Here is a 19,517-nt window from a genome sequence, read left to right as displayed (position 1 = left end):
CCTCAGCCGCCGCGGAACTCGCGGCGGTACAACGACGGTGTGGTGTGCAGCATGGCGCCGAAATGCTGGCGCATGGACAGCGCGGTACCGAAGCCCGCGCGTTCGGCAACGCGTTCTATAGGCTGCGCAGTGGTTTCCAGCAGGCGCTGGGCCAGCGCCAGTCGTTGCGCCAGCAGCCACCGGCCCACGGTGGTGCCGGTGTGCTGGCGGAAATGGCGGGTGAAGCTGCGTCGGCTCATGGCGGCGCGCATGGCCAGCGAATCGAGGCTGTGCGCTTCGCCGAGATGGCGCGTGGCCCAGTCCAGCGTCTTCGTGAGTGGCGTGTCGCGCGCGGTCGCCAGCACCGGCTGTTCGATGTATTGCGCCTGGCTGCCCTGCCGGTGTGGTGGCACCACCAGAGTGCGTGCCATGCGGTTTGCGGCTTCCGCGCCGAGACGGCGGCGCAGCAGATGCAGGCAGCAATCGATGCCGGCGGCAGTGCCGGCCGAGGTGAGCACGTCGCCCTCGTCTACGTACAGGACCCCGGGCTCGATCCGCACCTGCGGATAGCGCGCCGCGAAGCGCGCGGCCCAGCGCCAGTGCGTGGTGGCGCGCCGACCGTCGAGCAGGCCGGCCTCGGCCAGCACGAAGGCACCCAGGCACAGGCCCACCACCAGCGCGCCGCGTGCGTGCGCCCGCCTGAGCGCGGCCACCAGAGGCGTCGGCGGCGCCTCGCCCGGATCGCGCCATGATGGCACCACGATGATGTCGGCCCAGGCCAGCGTGCGCAGTCCATGCCGTGCCACGATGCCGAAGCCTGCCTGGCTGCGCAGCTCGCCGGGCTCGGCGGCGCACACGCGCAGGTCGAAGGGCGATGCCTCGTCGCCAGCGGTCTCGCCGAATACCGCGCACGGCACCGACAGATGGAAGGGCCGGATCCCGTCGAACGCCACTACTGCCACGCGTGTCCTGGCCATTACGCAACCTCCGCATCGATTGGCCCGATTCTAATCAAGATTGGCAATCAGGCCACTGCTGGCCGGGCCTTCATGCGCGGATCATGGCGTCACCGGGACAAGCATGTCCCCTTCATCCGAGGAAACCGCCATGAACGAAGTCGGCAAGCCGCGCCGCGCCCTGGTCGTGATCGACGTGCAGAACGAGTACGAGAGCGGCGGCCTGCGCATCCAGTACCCGCCCGTGGCCGACTCGCTGCGCAACATCGGCCGTGCGATGGATGCCGCGCACGCCGCCGGCATTCCGGTGATCGTGGTGCAACAGTCGTCGCCGGTCGATGCGCCCCTGTTCGCTACCGGTTCGCGCGGCTGGGAACTGCATGCGGTCGTCGCCAGCCGTCCGCACGAACATTACTTGCGCAAGGTCCTGCCCAGCGCTTTCGCCGGCACCGACCTCGGCGACTGGCTCGAAGCGCACGCCATCGACACCCTGGCGGTGGTGGGCTACATGACCCACAACTGCAACGACACCACGATCAAGCATGCCTTCGACGCGGGCCTGGCGGTGGAATTCCTGATGGATGCCTCCGGCAGCGTGCCCTACGCCAACCGCGCCGGCGCAGCGACGGCCGAGGAGATCCATCGCGTGTTCGCGGTGGTGGAGCAGTCGCGCTTCGCCGCCGTGATGACCACTGACGAATGGCTGGCCCATGTCATCCAAGGCACCACGCCGGAGCGTGACAACATCCACGCCTCGCACCAACGGGCGCTGGCGCGGCTGGGCGAGGCGGCCTGAGGCATTCGCCACCTTGCCATGGGCGGCAGGAACCGTCGCAGACGTTAAGCTGTGCCTCTTTCCGCCACGGTTCCTGCCATGCCCGCCCTGCTCCCCGCCGTCGAACACGAAACCGCCGCCAGCCCGCGCTACAGCGTGATCTGGCTGCATGGCCTGGGCGCAGACGGCCATGACTTCGCCCCCGTCGTGCCGGAGCTGGTGGCGGCGGACTGGCCGGCGCTGCGCTTCGTGTTTCCGCACGCGCCGGTGCAGCCGGTGACGGTGAACGGCGGCATGCCGATGCGCGCGTGGTACGACATCGTCGCGTTCGACCTGCTGGCGCGGCAGGACGAGGCAGGCATCCGCGCCTCCGGCGCCGCGGTCGAGGCGCTGATCGCGCGTGAGAACGAACGCGGCGTGCCGGACGAGCGCATCGTGCTTGCCGGCTTCTCGCAAGGCGGCGCGATCGCGCTTTCCGCCGGCTTGCGTCACGCGGGGCGGCTCGCCGGCATCGTGGCGTTGTCCACCTATCTGCCGCTGGCCGGTACGTTGGAGGCCGAACGCAGTGCGGCGAATGCCGACGTGCCGATCTTCCAGGCGCACGGCACTTTCGATCCGGTGGTGGTTCCGTCGCGAGGCAGCGACGGCCGGGACCTGCTGCGGCGCCTCGGTTATCGCGTGGACTGGCACGCCTATCCGATGGCGCATGCGGTCTGCGGCGAGGAAATCGCCGATCTGCGCACGTGGCTGGGTCAACGGTTCACCTGATGCACTCGTAGGAGTGCACCTTGTGAGCGAGGGCCCTTTGCTCTGATCGAACATGGAAGCCATCGCACACAGGGTGCGCTCCTACAGCAAACGTGACCCTGCGGCATACTGCGCCCATGCACCTGCCCGATTTCGGCACCGTCGACGAACCCAGCCCGCTGCCGGATTTCTGCAGCCTGCCGGTGCTGTTCACTCTGCTGGTGACCGGGGCGCTTGCCGCCACCGTGGTGTGGTTGGCGGCAGGCGACCATCGCGATTTCTCGGGTTACAGCGTGGGCATCCTGTTCGTGAGCTGGCTGGCGCTGGCCATCGTCGTGGTGCTGTGCCTGTTGCGTCCATGGCTGCGATGCCTGCCGGGCCATCTGCCCTACCTGGCCGCATGGCTGCTCGTGATGCCCATCGTCGGCGTGGCGAGCTGGGTGGCGCACGGGTTGGACGGGGCCCTGCACATGAATCTGGTGAGCGGCGGCACGGTGGCCTTCGTGCGCGACAACGTGCTGATCGCCGCCCTGCTCGGCGCGGCGATCCTGCGCTACTTCTACGTCGCAGCACAGTGGCGGCTGCGCCTCGCCGCAGTGACGCGCGCGCAGGTCGAGGCGCTGCAGGCGCGCATCCGCCCGCACTTCCTGTTCAACAGCATGAACACGGTGGCGGCGCTGATTCCGCTCGATCCGGTGGCGGCGGAACGCACGGTGGAAGACCTCGCCGAGCTGTTCCGCGCCGCGTTGGGACAGCACGAGCAAGGCGACGGCACGCTGGACGAGGAACTGGCCTTGCTTGACCGCTACCTTGCCATCGAACAGTTGCGCCTTGGCGAACGCCTGCGCGTGGAGCGCTTACTGGACGACCTGCCGCGCGATTTCCCGCTGCCGCGCCTGTTGCTGCAACCGCTGATGGAGAACGCCGTGCGCCACGGGATCCAGCCGTTGCGCGAGGGCGGCGTGGTGAGCCTGCGCGGCACGCGCGAAAGCGACGCCATCGTGATCGAGATCGCCAACCCGTTGCCGGCCTCGCCCGCCCGCGGCGGCAACGGCCACGGCCTGGACAGCGTGCGCCGTCGCGTGGCGTTCCGCTACGGCCCGCGTGCCATCGTGCAGGCCGGCCCGCGAAACGAACGCTACGTGGTGAGCCTGCGATTACCGCTGCTGGACAAGGGAGATCGCGATGCGCGTACTGATCGTCGATGACGAACCGCTGGCGCGCACCCGGCTTGCCTCGTTGCTGGGCGAGTGCGAGGGCGTCGAACTGGCCGGCAGCGTGGGCGACGGCGAGGCCGCGCTCGCCGCGCTCGCCGGATTGCAACCCGATGTGCTGCTGCTCGATATCAACATGCCAGGCTTCGATGGCCTGACGCTGGCTGCGCGGCTGGCCGGTCGTGCACGGCCCCAGGTGGTGTTCTGCACCGCCTACGAAAACCATGCCCTGCACGCCTTCGAGCTGGACGCGGTGGATTACCTGCTCAAGCCGGTGCGCCTGGAGCGCCTGCGCGAAGCGCTGCTGCGCGCGCGCAAGCGGCTGGCGGATGCGCCGCGCGCCGCCACCGCATGGCTGTGCGCGCGTGTGCGCGACGAACAGGTGCGCGTGCAGCTGGACGAGGTGATCTGCCTGCTTGCCGAGGAGAAATACGTGTGTGTGCGGCACGCCGGCGGCGAGTTGCTGATCGACGAATCGTTGCGCCAGTTGGAAGAGGCTTACCCCGACCAGCTGATCCGCCTGCACCGCAATTGCCTGGTGCCGCCCGCGCGCCTGCTGGGCCTGAAGCCCCTCGCCGATGGCCGCGTGCTTGCCCGCCTCGCCGGCACCGACTTCAGCCCCGAGGTGAGCCGTCGCAACCTGCCGGCGCTGCGCAAGCTGCTGCGGATGGGATGAAGCCATGCCAGCGTGGTCGCCGTGGCATCGGCGACAATGACGCACGAGCCACATCACGGAGCCCGCATGATCCCCAACACCCTGCGCATCGCCACCCGGCAAAGCCCGCTCGCACTGTGGCAGGCCACGCACGTGGCGGCGTTGTTGCGCGCGGCCCATCCCGGGCTGGCAGTGGAGCTGGTGCCGATGACCACGCGCGGCGACGAAATCATCGACCGGCCGCTGGCGACCATCGGTGGCAAGGGCCTGTTCCTGAAGGAACTGGAAGTGGCGATGCTGGAAGGCCGCGCCGATCTCGCCGTGCACTCGCTGAAGGACGTCCCGGCGGAGCTGGAACCGGGCTTCGTCCTGCCGGCGATCCTGCCGCGCGCGGATGCCGCCGATGCCTTCGTCAGCAACCACCACGCAGGCCTGGTCGAGCTGCCGCATGGCGCGAAAGTGGGTACCTCCTCGTTGCGTCGGCAGGCGCAGCTGCGCGCGTTGCGGCCTGATCTGGAGCTGCTGGATCTGCGCGGCAACGTGGGCACGCGACTGGCGAAGCTGGACGCCGGCCACTACGACGCGATCGTGCTGGCCTGCGCGGGACTGGAGCGCCTGGATCTGGCTGCGCGCATCCGCAGCCGTCTCGCCGCCCCCGACTGGTTGCCGGCACCCGGCCAGGCGGCCGTCGCCATCGAGGCGCGTGCCGACCAGCCGCACACGCTGGCGCTGCTCGCCGTACTGGACGACGCCGACACGCGGCTGGAAACAAGCGCCGAGCGCGCGATGAACCGGGCGCTAGGCGGCAGCTGCACGGTGCCGGTAGGCGCATGGTGCACGCTTACCGAGCATGGCCTGCACTTGCGCGGCCTGGTGGGCGAGTCGGCCAGTGGCCGTCTGCTGCGCGCGCAGGCGGATGGCGAAGATGCGGAGGCGCTGGGGCGGCTGGTGGCCGATGCGCTGTTTGCGCAGGGCGCTGCCGGGTTTCTTTGAGTCGACGTCCGGGCGTCGGGACGAGGCGCCGAAACGAAACGGCCCCTGCGCAGGCAGAGGCCGTTCGTGTGTGCCGAGGACGGAAGAGCGCGGCCAAAGATGGTCGCCTGTTTGATTTTGCTAACACCGTCCCCGGCAACCGCCCTTCGGGCCGGCAATGGCGCGATGTCAGAAATCGCTTCAGGCGATTCTTTCGCGATCGTGATGATCGCAAAGACAGACTCTCAGAAGTTGTAGACCAGGTTGGTGGTGGTCAGCGTGTCGGTCCTCTTGATGCCCGGCAGCACGTCGCTGTTGTGGCGCACCTGGAAGCCCACCTTCAGCGCCAGCTTCTTGGTCATGCTGACTGCAAGGCCGGCGTCGTTCTGAATGTAGGTGTTCTTGGAGCCCGCTTCGGTGAGGAACGTGTCTTCGAACGAGGTGTTGGCGGTGAGGCGGAACTTGTAGTTGATCAGGCCGCGGGCCACCAGTTCGTGCTCCACCGGCTGATCCTGGTTGATGGTGGCGCCGTCGATCAGGATGGGGAGCGCCGCCGGGCGGTATTCCTTGTAACCGGGGCCGATTTCGAACGACAGCTCGTTGCGCGCGTCCTTCAGCGCGATGTAGCCGTAGCCCAGCGAAACCACGCCCTGCCACAGGTTGGCGCCGAAGTCGTCGTGGTCGTAGCGCGCCGCACCCACGATGTAGCTGCGCGGGTCGAGCTTGTAGCCCACCGAAGCGCCGCCGTCGTAACGGTTGGCGGTGGTCTCGAATTCATCGACGGTGTTGCCGGCCGGGGTGGCCACCTTCTCCTGCACCTTGGTGCGCAGCACGTCGAGGAAGAAGTTGTTCTTCCACTGCTCGTTTTCCTGGTTCAGTCCGAGCTTGGCGTTGACGTTCTGCGAACGCGTGTTGCCGGTGGCCGAGGCGTAGCCGAACTCGCCCGAGCCAGTCCAGCCGCCGTTGTTGGCGCCGTTGTTGGCGCTGGAACTGGAACTGGAGCCGCTGTTGTCGCTGTTGCTGGCGTCCTGTGCATGGACGGTAAAGCAGGCGCAAGTCGCCATCAGCAGGGTGGCGATCAGGGTCTTTTTCATGGGTGGGGATCCCGTTTGTTAAACAAATGTTGTAAGCAACACACCATAATGGAACTGCTTGAATTTGCAATGAACGCAGCCGGTCAGAGCGACTTCGCGCCCGCAGCGGCGGCCAGCGTGGCCTCGTACAGCTGGCGCTCCAGCCATTGGCCAAGCACGCAGCTGGGCGTGGCAAGCGCGGCGGCCGGCAAACTGCCCGCGACGCCACCCAGCAGCAATGCTGCACAGGGCAGTGCGTAGGTCAGCACCGCTGCGACAAGCCGAGCGGGAAGCATGCCGCGGCCTGGTGCGTATTCGCCGGTGTGCGTTTCGGGTTCACGCAACGACTGCCACAGCGCGCTTTCGAGCAGCCCCAATCCGAGCGCCAAGGCCAGCAGCATGACCCACGGGTAGGCGCCGCGATGGCCGGCGAACTCGCCTTGCGCCAGCACGGCCAGCCATAACCAGAGACTCCCGGTGTAGGCCGCCGTGGTGATGCGCCCCGCGGGAAGCAGGGCCGTGGCGCGTTGCAAGGCGGCGGGCAGGCAGGCGCGATCGTCGTGGGCGGACAGCAGCAGGCAGGCGAGGCTGCACAACATCAGCATCGCCCCGGCCAGCCGGATAGCCCAGAAGCCGTTGCTGCCCTGCGCCAGCCCCGCTACCGCCAATACCGGCAGCCAGCTCGCCAGCGCCACCAGTGCGGAGCGGGTCGGGTGATGGCCGGGGCGCGGTTGCCAACCATGCCAGCGCGAAAGCCCAGGCACCTGCAAGCAGGCTGGCAGCAGGCCGATGCTCACCAACGCGGCTCCCAATCCCAATGGAACCAGGGTGCTGCTGCGCCCCAGCGGGCCCAATCCCAGCAACAGGGACAGGCCCAGCCAGAGCCAGACGCCGTAGCCGCCGGTTTCCAGCACCTGCAGCAAGGTGGCGGCACGGGACGGGCGTTTGGCTGGCATCGGTGGATCCGTCGGGCAAGGCAAGGCTTCAAGGGTAAGCCATGGGGAGCGGAACAGGTCCTTGGACAGGCTTGCGGGCGTGGCCGGGGGTATCCATAGTTCCGGCTTGCCCGCCGCGAATGCCGAACCCGCCATGGATCGCTACGAACGCACCCTCACCCTGCATCGCCTGTTGAAGTCGGCGCATTACCCGGTGCCGCTGGGCAAGCTGATGGAGGAGCTGGATTGCTCGCGTGCCACGCTCTACCGCGACATCGCCTTCCTGCGCGACGCGCTGGGCGCTCCCATCGAAAGCGTGGGCGGCGAGCAGGCCGCGTGGCGTTACGAGCAAGCCGAAGGCGAGCGTTTCGAACTGCCGGGCTTGTGGCTCACCTCCGACGAGCTGGCGGCGCTGCTCGCGCTCAATGAACTGATCGGGCGCAGCGGTCCCGGCGTGCTGGCCGGTTCGCTGGCGCCGTTCAAGTCGCGCATCGAGCACCTGCTGTCCGACCGTGGCAGCGGCAAGGCATTGCCTATCGAGCGCATTCGCGTGATCCCGTGGGGTGCGCGCAAGCTCGACCAGCAGGCGTTCCGCGTAGTGGCGGGCGCCGTGCTGGAGCGCAAGCAGCTGCGCTTCCGCTATCGCGCGCGCACCACCGGCACCGACAGTCGCCGCACCGTGTCGCCGCAACGCCTCACCCATTACCGCGACAACTGGTACCTGGACGTCTGGGACCACGATCGCGAGGCGCTGCGCAGTTTTGCAGTGGATCGCATCGCCGAAGCGCAGGCGCTGGATGCGCCCGCGCGCGACGTGCCCGCGGCGGAGCTCGACCAGGCGTTGGCTTCCAGCTACGGCATCTTCGCCGGCCAACCCAAGGCCTGGGCCACGATCCGCTTCTCCTCGCATGCCGCGCGCTGGGTGGCCGACGAGCACTGGCATTCGCAGCAGAAGGGCGCATGGCTGCCGGATGGCCGCTACGAGCTGCAGTTGCCGTATTCCAACTCGAAAGAGCTGCTGATGGATGTGCTCAAGTACGGCCCGGATGCCGAAGTGATCGCGCCGCTGCCGCTGCGCGAGGAGATGAAGATTCTGCTGCAGCTGGCGCAAGGCGCGTACCAGGGACCATCACGGTAGGAGCGCACCCCGCGCGCGAATGCCTTTGGCTTCGATTAAACGCCAGAGCCATCGCGCACAAGGTGCGCTCCTACAACAGCGTTGATTGCGGCGCCGCGTAACTCAGCTTGCCGTTCTCGATCTGCGCAGCCGAGGTCCATGGATGCACCACGCCGTGATGCAGATCCAGGATGTGGATCACCTCGACGCCGCGTTGCTTCAGCACGTCGGCGATGATCGACCGGTGGCAGCGCCACCACACCGCCTCGGCGCACATCACCGCAGTGCGCTGGCGTGCCGCGAACGCCAGCAGCTCGGCCAGACCTTCGGCGAATTCCGCGCTGGCGAGATGGTCGGCATAGCCGCGGAACGCGGCATTGCGCCAGGCCGTGTTGGGCGAATCCGGTCGCGCCCGGCGACGTCCACCCAATGGTGGAAACCATTGGTAAGCGATGCCATGCGTGGACAGGCTGGCAGCGAAGGCGTCACGTGCGAACTGCGGCTGCCGCCGTGAGCCGGGGAAACGGCGCACGTCGGCGATCGCCTCGATGGAGTACGCCGCAAGCAGGGCAAGGAACTCCTCCAGCGTGCGGGTGGAGTGGCCGATCGTCCAGATCGTGGCGGGAATGGCGTTCACGCGATCTTCTGCAGCGCTGCGCCCTTGTGCATGGCGATATGGTCGGTCTTGTCGCTCTGGATCTCGTACTGCGGTTCTTCCGGGCTGCAATGGCGCAAATGGCCCTTGTACGGCGTGTCTGCCGTGTGCACCTTCGTGATGCGACCGGTGACGTGGCCGGCTTCGGAATTCCAGCGCACATGGTCGCCGACGTGGAACTGCTGGCTCATGCCGACGGTCTCTGTCTGTTGACGTAGGCCGCTATCTTTGCACCGAAGGCGTGCAGGCAAGGTCGCTGCCTGCAAGGCGCGCGGCGGCAGGCTAGGATGGTGACAACCCGACAGGAGTACGACATGCAAAGCGGCAATCCGGCACTCAACAAGAACACCTTCCTCGACGCGGCCAGCGGCGCGGTGTTCAGTCGCGACGGCGGCGCGATGAGCTTGAACGGCACGGTCAACAAGACCGGCCTGATGCTGGTGCTGGTGATGATCGGTGCGATGTTCAGCTGGAGCCGTTTCGCTGGCCCGGCCAGCCTGCCTGCGCTGGGGCCGCTGGTGCTCGCCGGCGCGCTGGTGGGTTTCGTGCTGGCGATGATCACCACGTTCAAGAAGACCTGGGCGCCGGTCACGGCGCCGCTCTATGCGCTGGCCGAGGGTGTGTTCGTGGGCGCGCTATCGGCGATCTTCGAGATGCGCTATCCCGGCATCGTGATGCAGGCCGTGGCGCTGACCTTCGGCACCATGGCCGTATTGCTCATGGGCTATCGCAGCGGACTGATCCGCGTCACCGACAAATTCCGCGCGGGCGTGGCCGCCGCCACCGGCGGCGTCCTGCTGGTGTACCTGGCCAGCTTCGTGATGGGCCTCTTCGGCCACTCCTTCGGCTTCATCGGCGCCAGCAGCGGCATCGGCATCCTGTTCAGCCTCGCCGTGGTGGCGATCGCGGCGCTCAACCTGGTGCTGGACTTCGACATGATCGAGCAGGGTGTCAACGCCGGCGCTCCGAAGTACATGGAGTGGTACGGCGCCTTCGCATTGGTGGTCACCCTGGTGTGGTTGTACCTGGAGATGTTGCGCCTGCTGTCGAAGCTGCAGTCGCGCAACTAGCCGCGATTCCAGGGGGCGATGGCTTGCGCCATCGGAACACGGAAGGGCGAGGCGCAAGTCCGCCGCTGGTTTCCGGGTGTGATTTCGGAAGGAGCTGATTCATGCCGAGTGTGTACGACATCAAACCGCGCTTTCAGGCCCTGTTGAGGCCGCTGGTGCGGCGTATGGCGAGCATGGGCGTACGGGCCAATCAGGTGACGGTCGCAGCGATGCTGGTGTCGCTGCTGGTGGGCCTGGTCGTGGGGTGCGCGGCCGGTGGCCAACGCTGGGTTTGGGGGATATTGCCGCTATGGCTGCTGCTCCGCATGGCGCTCAACGCCATCGATGGCATGCTGGCACGTGAGCATGGGCAGTCCTCCAGGCTTGGTGCGGTGTTGAACGAGCTGGGCGACGTGGTGGCCGATGCTGGCCTGTACCTGCCGCTGGCGCTGACGCCGGCGTTTTCGCTATGGCCATTGGCGGTGTTCGTGCTGTTGGCCACGTGGACCGAAATGACGGGTGTGATCGGCGTGCAGATCGGCGCCTCGCGACGTTACGACGGCCCCTTGGGCAAAAGCGATCGTGCGCTGGTGTTCGGTGTACTGGGATTGCTGCTGGCACTGGGCGTGCCGGTTCGGTCTTGGGACAACGTGGTGTGGGCGCTGGCCTTGCTGTGCGCGTGGACGGTATTCAATCGAGCCCGCGCGGCTTTGCGCGAACTGGGCGAATGACACGGGCCGGCGCGGCAGGCGCCTGCCGCAGGGCCATGGGGGATGCATGCTTGAACCACTGGTTGCCCGGTCGCTGACCGGTTTCATACGCCTGCTCACCGGCAGTCGCGTGTTCTGGAGCGAGCAGCTCGCGCCCGGTCCCCGGGTGTATTACGGCAACCACAGCAGCCACGGCGATTTCGTGCTGATCTGGTCGGCGCTGCCTCCGGCGCTGCGTGCGCAGGCGCGTCCGGTGGCAGCGGCGGAATATTGGAGGCGCGGCGCCTTGCGTCGTTACCTGATCCGGCGCGTGTTCAAGGGCGTGCTGGTCGAGCGTGACGCCGCACAGCGCACCGAGGATCCGATCACGACGATGACGGCGGCAATCGAGGCGGGCGATGCGCTGATCCTGTTCCCCGAAGGCACGCGCAATCCGGGGGAAGGCCTGTTGCCGTTCAAGAGCGGCCTGTACCACCTCGCCACACGCTGCGCGGACCTGGAGCTGGTGCCGGTGTGGCTGGAAAACCTCAACCGGGTGATGCCGAAGGGGCGCCTGATTCCGTTGCCGCTGTTGTGCACCGCGCGCTTCGGCATGCCGTTGCGTCTGGCTGCGGGCGAGGACAAGCAGGGTTTTCTCGAACGGACGCGTACTGCGTTGCTTGCGCTGGCACCCAAGGAGGCGTGATGTCGCACCTGACTTCGCATCAGCAGGCCATGGCCTTGTTCGCCGGCATCGGCGCGGTCCTGTTGCTGGCCACCCTCATCGGCCGTGTGCTGGCGCTGCGCGTGTCGCCGGCGGGTCGTTCGGCGGTGGACAACCTCAATGCACGCATCAACGCCTGGTGGGCGATGGCGGCCTTGGTCGGCATCTCCTTCATGTTTGGCAAGCCGGGCGTGCTGGTGTTGTTTTTCCTGGTGTCGTTGCTGGCATTGAGGGAATTCATCACGTTGCTGCCCACGCGTGGCGGTGACTACTGGGCATTGGCGGCCGCGTTCTACCTGGTGCTGCCGATCCAGTATCTGCTGGTGGGCGTCGAGTGGTATGGCATGTTTGCCATCTTCATTCCGGTCTATGCATTCCTGCTGTTGCCCATCCTGGCGGCGACTGGCGGCGACACCACGCGCTTCCTGGAACGTGCAGCCAAGGTGCAGTGGGGATTGATGATCAGCGTGTTCTGCATCTCGCACGTGCCGGCTTTGCTGACCCTGAAGATCCCCGGTTACGAGCATCGCCAGTTGCTGTTGATCGCGTTCCTGGTGATCGTGGTGCAGTCTTCGGACGTGCTGCAGTACGTTTGGGGCAAGCTGTGCGGCAAGCGGCTGATCGCACCGGTGCTGTCGCCTTCGAAGACGCTGGAGGGTTTCGTCGGCGGCGTGGCGTCGGCCAGCCTGCTGGGCGGACTGCTCTGGTGGATCACGCCGTTTTCGTTCCTTGGCGCGTTGGGCATGGCGCTGGTCATCAATTTGATGGGCTTCCTCGGCGGGTTGGTGATGTCGGCGATCAAGCGCGACCGCGGCATCAAGGACTGGGGCCACATGATCGAGGGACATGGCGGTGTGCTGGACAGGCTGGATTCGGTCTGCTTCGCCGCGCCGGTGTTCTTCCACATGACGCGATATTTCTGGGCATGAAGCCCTGCCCTTGCGGTTACGCTGGCCGGCATCGCCCTGACATGGAGCCCACATGAGCCAGTTCGCCTTGCTGGGCCAGCGCCGCTTCGCGCCGTTCTTCTGGACGCAGGCGCTGGCGGCGTTCAATGACAACGCCTTCCGCTGCGCGCTGCTGGTGCTGGTGGCGTTCCAACTGGGGTTGGACGACCACGCTGCGGCCATCTACACCAACCTCGCACCCGCCTTGTTCATTCTGCCGTTCTTCCTGTTCTCCGCCAGCGCGGGGCAGCTTGCCGAGAAGATCGAGAAGACGCGCATCATCCGCTGGGTGAAATGGTTCGAGATCGCCGCGATGGTGATCGCGGCGGTGGGATTCGTCATGCACCACGTAAGCCTGCTGCTGGTGGTGCTGTTCATGATGGGGTTGCACTCCACCGTGTTCGGGCCGATCAAGTACGCGATCCTGCCGCAAGCGTTGAAGTCGGCGGAACTGGTGGGCGGCAACGGGCTGGTGGAGATGGGCACGCAGCTGGCCATCCTGCTGGGCATGATCGTGGGCACCACGACGATGGGTGCGGCAGAGATCGGGCCATGGCTCGCCGCCTGCATCACGATAGGCGTGGCGGTGGTCGGCTATCTCGCGTGCCGTGCGATTCCGGCCGCTCCGGCCACGGCGCCGGAGTTGAAGTTCAACCCGAACACGTTCGGCGAAACCGCTCGGGTCATCCGCATCACCCACGCGGATCGTGCGGTGTGGAACGCGGTGCTGGGTATCTCGTGGTTCTGGTTCTTCGGTACCGTGCTGATCGCACAGTTGCCGATCTACACGCGTGAGACGCTGGGCGGCGACAACACGGTGTACACGCTGGTGCTCACGCTGTTCACCATCGGCAGCGGCATCGGTGCACTGGCGTGCGAGAAGCTTTCCGGCAAGCGCGTGGAAATCGGCCTGGTGCCACTGGGCGCATTCGGGCTCACCGCGTTCGGCGTGGATCTCTACTTCGCGCGCCACGGCGTCGCGCCGGTGCGTGGACTGGGTTGGCTCGGTTTCCTGCGTGGCGCGGGCAGCTGGCGCATCGCGCTGGACCTCATGCTGATCGGCGCCTTCGCCGGCCTGTACGTGGTGCCGTTGTTCGCCTTCGTGCAGGCGCGTGCGCCGCGCGAAAAGCTCTCCCGCATCATCGCCGGCAACAACATCATGAACGCCGTGCTGATCGTGGCGGCGGCCGGCTTCGGCCTGGGCATGGGAGCGCTGGGCTTCAGCGCGGCGGAAATCTTTTTCGCCGCGGCATTGCTCAACATACTGGTGGCGGGCTACATCTTCACGCTGGTGCCCGAATTCATCCTGCACTTCTTCACTTGGACGCTTGCCAATACGCTTTATCGCGTGCGTGCCGATGGTTTGCGGCACATTCCGGAGGAAGGGCCGGCACTTCTGGTCTGCAACCACGTGAGCTTCGTCGACCCGCTGCTGCTGATGGCGAACCTGCGCCGTCCGGCGCGCTTCGTGATGTATTACAGGATCTTCAACATCCCGCTGCTGAAGTTCCTGTTCAAGACTGCAAAAGCCATTCCCATCGCCGGACAGAAGGAAGACCCGGCGGTGTTGCAGCAGGCATGGGACGCCGTGGATGCGGCACTCGCCGACGGCGAGCTGGTGTGCATCTTCCCCGAAGGTGCCTTGACTCGCGACGGTGCCATCGCACCGTTTCGTCCGGGCGTGGAAAAGATCCTCGCGCGCCGTCCGGTGCCGGTGGTACCCATGGCGTTGCGCGGGTTGTGGGGCAGCATGTGGAGCCGGCGGGATTCCGCGCTGGGTCGCGCGCGCTTGCCGCGACGCTTCCGTGCGCGCGTGGAATTGGTGGTGGATGCGCCGGTGTCGCCGGAACACGCCAGGGCAGCGGCGCTGGAAGCGCGTGTTCGGGAATTGCGCGGCGACATGGCGTGATGCGTTGTTGTAGGAGCGCATCCTGTGCGCGATTGCCCTGCGTTTTGATCAGAGCGAAGAGCGATCGTGCGCAGGGTGTGCTCCTACCGATTGCTTAGCGCAACCAACCGCCGATCACGATCAACGCCACCACGCTCAGCCACGCCAGCAAGGCGCGCAGCAACGCGCTGCGCAGGCGCCGCAGTTCGAGCAATGCATCGCTGCGCTCTTCCACATACCCTTCGCCGCCCTCGATGTCGACCTGGATCTCCGCGCGCGCCGTGGCACCGAGGAAGCCGGGGCCTTCGTTGAGCCAGCTGTTCGGCAAGGCTTGCTGGTGCCAGCGGTTCCATGCGCCGATCACCGCATCCCAATGACCCACGAGGGCCAGCGTAAACACCATCAGTTGCGCGGGAACCCAATCCAGCGCATTGGCCAGCTGGTGGGCTGTGCCACGCGCTTCCGCATCCAGCGGCAGCGTGTCGTCGCGGCCCAGCGTGCGTGCAAGCCGGTACAGCAACGCACCCGCCGGCCCGAGCAGGAAGAACCAGAACAGTACGCCGAAGCGTCGGCGCAAGGCGGCATAGACGGTGGCTTCGCCCAGCTCCACCGCGCGCCATGGCACGTATTGCCCGTCCTCGCCCAGCGATTGCGCCGCGGCTTCGCGGCTGGCGTCGTCCGGCGCGGCGAGGATCGCTTCAAGGTCGGCCTCGAACGCATGCGGGCCAAAGCAGAACAGCAGTACCACCAGCGCGAACAGCAAATGCAGCAGGTCGGACAACGGCGAGTGGCGCAGCAGCCAGGTCGCCACCGCGCACAGCACCAATGGAACCAATAGGGCCAGGGCTACGCGCCCGGCGCCGCTGGTGTCGCTCAACTGCGCGACCCAGCGACGGAAGCCGCCGTCGTTGCGCCAATGCGCGAGGCGCGGTTGCCAGTGCAGCAGTCCAAGGGCAATCAGGGCGGCGAGCAGACGAAGGGCCATGCGCAAGGACTCCGGAGATTCGCCTCGCATTGTATGCGAGGCGTTTTGCCATCACATGGTTGTGCGCGCAGTGGTCAGTGCGTCCAGTTCCATGCCGGCACGCTCGCGCAGCCAGTGCTGAAGCAGCCGGTAGGACACCGACAATGGCGAAGAAGGCACGAAACTCCCGTCGGCGATGCCGTCCGCAATCTGCTGTGGCGTGAACCAGCGCGCTTCTTCCAGTTCGCCGTCGCGCAGGTGGATCGTGGGCTCGAGCGCCACGGCGGTGAAGCCCACCATCAACGAGGCCGGCATTGGCCAGGGTTGCGAAGAGTGATAGCGAACTGCGCCCACACGCACGCCGGATTCCTCCAGCACCTCGCGGCGCACCGCATCTTCCAGGGCTTCGCCTGGCTCGACGAAGCCGGCCAGCGTGGAATAGCGTCCGGGCGGCCAGCCGTTCTGTCGGCCGAGCAGGCAAGCGCCTTCGTGCTCCACGATCACGATGACCGCCGCATCGGTGCGCGGAAAATGCATGCGGCCACAGTCGGTGTTCGTGCATTGCAGGCGATGCCCGGCGGAAACGGCGACGAGCGGCGAGCCGCAGTAGGCGCAATGCCGAGTTTCGCGCTGCCAGTGTGCAAGGCCCTTGGCATAGGCAAACAGACTTGCTTCATCGGCAGGCAGCAGCAAGCCCGCTTCGCGCAGACTTGCGCGGCGGGCCCGCAAGTCGGATTCGGCGGCGCCGATAAGCGTGTCGCCTTCCAGCACCAGCAGGAAATGCGGGCGTCCATCGGCGATGCCGAGCAGCCATGCCCTTACGTCGATGCTCAGCCGCCGGCGTTCGTCCGCATCGAGCCAGCGCAACGCGTCGCGGTCGACATGCAGGAAGGCGCGGCCTTCGGTGTCGAGCAGCAGGTAGCGCGCCGTTGGGGATGCAGCCTGCACGCCCAGCCATTCCGCATCGTCGCGGCGTTCGGCCATGCGGTCCAGGATCAGGCTGAGTCCGGCGAAAGTATTTGGTGGCGTCGCGGACATGGCGTGCAACGTCAGGTCGAGAACGAGGAGCCGCAGCCGCAGGTGGTCTTGGCGTTCGGATTGCGTATCACGAACTGCGAGCCGTTGAGGCTCTCGCTGTAATCGATCTCGGCGCCCGTGAGATATTGCAGCGACAGCGGATCGCACAGCAGGGTCACGCCCTCGCGCTCCAGTGCGAAATCGTCCTCGGCCTGCGCTTCGTCGAAAGTGAAGCCGTACTGGAAGCCCGAACAGCCGCCGCCAGAGATGTATACGCGCAGCTTCAGCCCGGGATTGCCTTCCTCCGCGATCAGCTCATGCACCTTGTGCGCGGCGGCCTCGGTGAACACCAGCGGCGCGCCGCTGCTGCGGTAATCGGGAACGGAGGGAAGCGAAACGACGGTATCCATGGCACTCACATGGGGATGCTGGCGGGCGGTACAAGGATACTTCGCCCGCCTTGCGGTGGCATGACTGGCTTTGGTCAGCTCTGCATCTTGCTCTGCAGGTAGCGTTCCGCGCCGATGTCCTTGACCAGGCTCTGCTGGGTTTCCAGCCAGTCGATGTGTTCTTCCTCGTCGTGCAGGATGCCCTTGAACAGATCGCGGCTGACGTAGTCGGCAATGCCCTCGCTGTGCGCGATCGCCGCGCGCAGGTCCTTGGTGGCGGCCAACTCCAGGTCGAGGTCGCCCTGGATGCATTCCAGCACGTTCTCGCCGATGCGCAGCTTGCCCAGGTGCTGCAGGTTGGGCAGGCCGTCGAGGAACAGGATGCGCTCGATCAGGCGATCGGCGTGCTTCATTTCCTCGATGGATTCCTTGTATTCGTGCTCGGCCAGTTCTGCGTAGCCCCAGTCCTTGAACATGCGGTAATGCAGAAAGTACTGGTTGATCGCGGTCAGCTCGTTGTAGAGCACCTTGTTGAGGAATTCAATGACCTTGGCGTCGCCCTTCATGGCCGTCTCCGTTGTCTGGATGCAACGACTATACGGAGTTCGTCCTTTCAAGGGCGAAACACGAATGGCAATGGTTTGCGCGCGAGAACGCGCGGATGGTTCAGGCGACCGCGACGAAGGCGGGGAGTGCAGTCGCAGATACGTGCTGCTCGATTGCCTGTGCGAGGCAGGCGCGGGCCTCTGATTCGCAGCATCCACAGCAATCCGAGCAACCGGTGCGTGCCTGCAGTTCGGCGAACGAGCCCACGCCGTCGGCGACTTCGCGGCGGATGTCGTGATCGGTTACGGCGTTGCACAGGCAAATGTACATGGGACAAATCTAAACGCAAACGCGAATGATTGTCAACTACTTGGCGGCGCTGGTTCCGTGTCGTTCAGGCGGCGCGCCAGCCGTGCGGCGGTTCGCCCAGCGCGGCGTCGGCGTCATCGCGCGGCGGAGCGTGGCCCAGTTCGACCTGGCAGAGACCTTCCACCAGCGGCGCGAAATGGCGCAGGGCGCGCTCATATACCTGTCGTTTGAAATTCACCACATGGGCGGCCGGGTACCAGAAATCCACCCAGCGCCAGATGTCGAACTCGGGCTTGTCGCAGGCATCCAACCGCAGCGAGGTTTCGTCGCTGACCAGCTTGAGCAGGAACCACACCTGCTTCTGGCCGATGCAGGTGGGGTGCTGATGGTGGCGCACGTAGCGCTGCGGCAGCTTGTAGCGCAACCATCCGCGGGTGGAGGCCATCACCTCGACATGCTCGGGCGCCAGGCCGGTTTCCTCTTCCAGTTCGCGGTACATCGCTTCCAGCGGCGTCTCGTCGCTGCGCATGCCGCCCTGCGGGAACTGCCAGCCGTCGCGGTTGATGCGGCGCGCCCAGAACAGGCGACCGTCTGCATTCAGCAGCACGATGCCCACATTCGGACGGTAGCCATCGACGTCGATCATCTCGTCATCCTCGGGCCAGGCCACGCGGCGGCAGCAGCCGATGCGCGCTAGGCGATGGCCCGATTCAACCATGCAGGCGAAATCGCGGCAAGCCGGATGGGTTGAACATGAGCGTGTGCGCCATTAAACTGCCGCGCCCCGCCTCCGGCATCGTTGCAATCCGGCGCGGCGGCCCACCCCATGGCTATGTAGCTCAGCCGGTTAGAGCACAGCACTCATAATGCTGGGGTCGGTGGTTCGAGTCCACCCATAGCCACCATGCGCTCCATCCCGCGCCCGTGCGATCCGCGGTCGACGGATCGCCGGAGCAGCAGCATGCGTATATTCAAGGTTTTCCAGATCGAGGCGGCGCATCGCCTGCCCAACGTGCCTGTCGGGCACAAGTGCGCGCGACTGCATGGGCATTCGTTTCGCGTGGAAGTGCATGTGGCGGGCGAGCCCGATGCGCATAGCGGCTGGGTGATGGACTTCGCCGATGTGAAAACGGCTTTCGCGCCGTTGTTCGAGCAGCTCGACCATCACTATCTCAACGATATCGAGGGCCTGGAAAATCCCACCAGCGAAATGCTGGCGCGCTGGATCTTCCAGCGGCTGGAGGTGCGCTTACCGGGTCTGGACGAAGTGGTGGTGCACGAAACCTGCACTTCCGGCGCCAGCTGCGGGCGAAGCCATCCTTGACGCGGTGCGATGACAGATTCGTGACATGCAAATGGCTGCAATACATGAATATTTCTAGACTGGTCTGGTCGCCCGACAAAAAATATATTGCATTGCACAAAAAGACTTGCTAGAGTGCTTGCCACTACCCGCATACCCCAACGAGGGCAAGCTCATGACGCAGCAGTTCAACAACCAGTTTTTCGCTTTCACCAAGCAAGCCACCGAGAGCGCGTTCAAGGCGCAGACGTTGGCCTTGAAGGGCCTGGAAACGGTCGCCGCGCTGCAGCTGAAGGCGTTCGAGCAGCAGACCCGTGATTCCGCCGCGTTCGTGGCCGAGGCGCTGGAAACCCGCGACGCCGACGCGCTGCGTACCCTGTGGGAAAAGGGCGCCACCCTGGGCCGCGAGCAGGCCGAGCGCGCCGTGGCGGTTTCGCAGGAAATCATCGCCGTGACGCAGAAGACTGCGGAGTCGCTGCAGGCGCTCGCGCAGGAACAGCGTCAGGCCGCGAACGATGCGGTGGCCGCCCCGGTGGCCAAGAAGGCCGCCAAGTAAGAGAGTCAAGCAGCACCCTGCCGGCGGCCTCTCCCCGTCGCGCGGCAGCAAGGGCCGG

General features: G+C 66.2%; 24 protein-coding genes and 1 tRNA gene. 14 read left to right on the top strand and 11 right to left on the bottom strand.

Annotation, left to right across the window (positions count from 1 at the left end):
* Window positions 1-2: 2 nt before the first annotated feature.
* A complete protein-coding gene (locus ISP25_RS12950) occupies window positions 3-956 on the bottom strand; it encodes a helix-turn-helix domain-containing protein (RefSeq protein ID WP_404614414.1) in 954 nt (317 codons plus the stop codon).
* A 130-nt stretch (window positions 957-1,086) separates the two neighbouring features.
* On the opposite strand from ISP25_RS12950, the gene ISP25_RS12945 reads away from it, so the two are divergent.
* The 5 genes from ISP25_RS12945 to hemC all read left to right on the top strand — a co-directional run bounded on the left by ISP25_RS12945 (window position 1,087) and on the right by hemC (window position 5,319).
* Window positions 1,087-1,731, top strand: coding sequence for a cysteine hydrolase family protein (locus ISP25_RS12945; RefSeq protein WP_404614412.1), 645 nt, complete (start codon window positions 1,087-1,089; stop codon window positions 1,729-1,731).
* Window positions 1,732-1,809: 78 nt separating this feature from the next.
* On the top strand, window positions 1,810-2,478 hold the full coding sequence (locus ISP25_RS12940; RefSeq protein WP_404614410.1) for an alpha/beta hydrolase: 669 nt from the start codon (window positions 1,810-1,812) through the stop codon (window positions 2,476-2,478).
* 116 nt (window positions 2,479-2,594) lie between these two features.
* On the top strand, window positions 2,595-3,665 hold the full coding sequence (locus tag ISP25_RS12935) for a sensor histidine kinase (protein WP_404614408.1): 1,071 nt from the start codon (window positions 2,595-2,597) through the stop codon (window positions 3,663-3,665).
* Complete coding sequence (locus tag ISP25_RS12930) at window positions 3,643-4,347, top strand: LytR/AlgR family response regulator transcription factor (RefSeq protein WP_192155971.1); 705 nt, start codon at window positions 3,643-3,645, stop codon at window positions 4,345-4,347. The genes ISP25_RS12935 and ISP25_RS12930 overlap by 23 nt, the downstream gene beginning before the upstream one ends.
* A 66-nt stretch (window positions 4,348-4,413) precedes the next feature.
* Window positions 4,414-5,319 (top strand): hydroxymethylbilane synthase, encoded by a 906-nt coding sequence (gene hemC / locus ISP25_RS12925; protein ID WP_404614406.1) that lies wholly within the window; start codon window positions 4,414-4,416, stop codon window positions 5,317-5,319.
* Between the two features lie 224 nt (window positions 5,320-5,543).
* Here the strand turns inward: hemC and ISP25_RS12920 are convergent, their stop codons facing one another.
* Both ISP25_RS12920 and ISP25_RS12915 read right to left on the bottom strand, forming a co-directional pair.
* Window positions 5,544-6,392, bottom strand: coding sequence for a DUF481 domain-containing protein (locus tag ISP25_RS12920; RefSeq protein WP_404614404.1), 849 nt, complete (start codon window positions 6,390-6,392; stop codon window positions 5,544-5,546).
* A gap of 83 nt (window positions 6,393-6,475) precedes the next feature.
* Entirely contained in the window at window positions 6,476-7,327 is an 852-nt protein-coding gene (locus ISP25_RS12915) for a hypothetical protein (protein WP_404614402.1), read from the bottom strand.
* A gap of 133 nt (window positions 7,328-7,460) precedes the next feature.
* On the opposite strand from ISP25_RS12915, the gene ISP25_RS12910 reads away from it, so the two are divergent.
* Complete coding sequence (locus ISP25_RS12910) at window positions 7,461-8,444, top strand: helix-turn-helix transcriptional regulator (protein ID WP_192155963.1); 984 nt, start codon at window positions 7,461-7,463, stop codon at window positions 8,442-8,444.
* A 70-nt stretch (window positions 8,445-8,514) separates the two neighbouring features.
* Here ISP25_RS12910 and ISP25_RS12905 read toward each other — a convergent pair whose 3' ends face one another.
* Together ISP25_RS12905 and ISP25_RS12900 are read right to left on the bottom strand one after the other, a co-directional pair.
* Window positions 8,515-9,060: a DUF488 family protein, N3 subclade gene (locus tag ISP25_RS12905; RefSeq protein WP_192155961.1), complete on the bottom strand. Its 546-nt coding sequence runs from the start codon at window positions 9,058-9,060 to the stop codon at window positions 8,515-8,517.
* Window positions 9,057-9,269: a hypervirulence associated TUDOR domain-containing protein gene (locus ISP25_RS12900; protein ID WP_192155959.1), complete on the bottom strand. Its 213-nt coding sequence runs from the start codon at window positions 9,267-9,269 to the stop codon at window positions 9,057-9,059. The genes ISP25_RS12905 and ISP25_RS12900 overlap by 4 nt, the downstream gene beginning before the upstream one ends.
* A 123-nt stretch (window positions 9,270-9,392) precedes the next feature.
* Between ISP25_RS12900 and ISP25_RS12895 the strand changes: the two genes are divergently transcribed.
* From ISP25_RS12895 to ISP25_RS12875, 5 genes are all read left to right on the top strand, one after another.
* A complete protein-coding gene (locus ISP25_RS12895) occupies window positions 9,393-10,148 on the top strand; it encodes a Bax inhibitor-1/YccA family protein (protein WP_404614399.1) in 756 nt (251 codons plus the stop codon).
* Window positions 10,149-10,249: 101 nt separating this feature from the next.
* Window positions 10,250-10,858, top strand: coding sequence for a CDP-alcohol phosphatidyltransferase family protein (locus ISP25_RS12890; RefSeq protein WP_404614397.1), 609 nt, complete (start codon window positions 10,250-10,252; stop codon window positions 10,856-10,858).
* Between the two features lie 46 nt (window positions 10,859-10,904).
* Complete coding sequence (locus ISP25_RS12885) at window positions 10,905-11,522, top strand: lysophospholipid acyltransferase family protein (RefSeq protein WP_192155954.1); 618 nt, start codon at window positions 10,905-10,907, stop codon at window positions 11,520-11,522.
* A complete protein-coding gene (locus tag ISP25_RS12880; RefSeq protein ID WP_404614395.1) occupies window positions 11,522-12,469 on the top strand; it encodes a phosphatidate cytidylyltransferase in 948 nt (315 codons plus the stop codon). Before ISP25_RS12885 ends, ISP25_RS12880 begins: the two co-directional genes overlap by 1 nt.
* A 52-nt stretch (window positions 12,470-12,521) precedes the next feature.
* Window positions 12,522-14,396: an MFS transporter gene (locus ISP25_RS12875; protein WP_404614393.1), complete on the top strand. Its 1,875-nt coding sequence runs from the start codon at window positions 12,522-12,524 to the stop codon at window positions 14,394-14,396.
* Window positions 14,397-14,490: 94 nt separating this feature from the next.
* On the opposite strand, the gene ampE is transcribed toward ISP25_RS12875, so the two are convergent.
* The 6 genes from ampE to ISP25_RS12845 form a co-directional block, all read right to left on the bottom strand.
* Window positions 14,491-15,360, bottom strand: a complete 870-nt coding sequence (ampE, locus tag ISP25_RS12870) for a regulatory signaling modulator protein AmpE (protein WP_404614391.1) — start codon at window positions 15,358-15,360, stop codon at window positions 14,491-14,493.
* Window positions 15,361-15,411: 51 nt separating this feature from the next.
* Window positions 15,412-16,377 carry an NAD(+) diphosphatase gene (nudC, locus tag ISP25_RS12865; RefSeq protein ID WP_404614389.1) on the bottom strand — a complete coding sequence of 322 codons (966 nt, stop codon included), beginning with the start codon at window positions 16,375-16,377 and terminating at the stop codon, window positions 15,412-15,414.
* 11 nt (window positions 16,378-16,388) lie between these two features.
* On the bottom strand, window positions 16,389-16,766 hold the full coding sequence (erpA, locus tag ISP25_RS12860) for an iron-sulfur cluster insertion protein ErpA (protein WP_192155947.1): 378 nt from the start codon (window positions 16,764-16,766) through the stop codon (window positions 16,389-16,391).
* A 74-nt stretch (window positions 16,767-16,840) separates the two neighbouring features.
* Window positions 16,841-17,311: a bacterioferritin gene (gene bfr / locus ISP25_RS12855; protein WP_192107942.1), complete on the bottom strand. Its 471-nt coding sequence runs from the start codon at window positions 17,309-17,311 to the stop codon at window positions 16,841-16,843.
* Window positions 17,312-17,411: 100 nt separating this feature from the next.
* Complete coding sequence (locus tag ISP25_RS12850; protein WP_192155944.1) at window positions 17,412-17,621, bottom strand: (2Fe-2S)-binding protein; 210 nt, start codon at window positions 17,619-17,621, stop codon at window positions 17,412-17,414.
* Between the two features lie 64 nt (window positions 17,622-17,685).
* On the bottom strand, window positions 17,686-18,246 hold the full coding sequence (locus ISP25_RS12845) for an RNA pyrophosphohydrolase (protein WP_192155943.1): 561 nt from the start codon (window positions 18,244-18,246) through the stop codon (window positions 17,686-17,688).
* 182 nt (window positions 18,247-18,428) lie between these two features.
* Here ISP25_RS12845 and ISP25_RS12840 point away from each other — a divergent pair.
* The 3 genes from ISP25_RS12840 (at window position 18,429) to ISP25_RS12830 (ending at window position 19,459) form a co-directional block, all read left to right on the top strand.
* Window positions 18,429-18,505: transfer RNA gene (locus ISP25_RS12840), tRNA-Met, on the top strand.
* A gap of 56 nt (window positions 18,506-18,561) precedes the next feature.
* A complete protein-coding gene (queD, locus tag ISP25_RS12835) occupies window positions 18,562-18,924 on the top strand; it encodes a 6-carboxytetrahydropterin synthase QueD (RefSeq protein WP_192155942.1) in 363 nt (120 codons plus the stop codon).
* A gap of 154 nt (window positions 18,925-19,078) precedes the next feature.
* A complete protein-coding gene (locus tag ISP25_RS12830) occupies window positions 19,079-19,459 on the top strand; it encodes a phasin family protein (protein ID WP_404614386.1) in 381 nt (126 codons plus the stop codon).
* The last annotated feature ends 58 nt before the right edge of the window (window positions 19,460-19,517 follow it).

Source organism: Rhodanobacter hydrolyticus (genome assembly GCF_044904645.1).
This window is presented reverse-complemented; position numbering and strand designations above follow the sequence as displayed.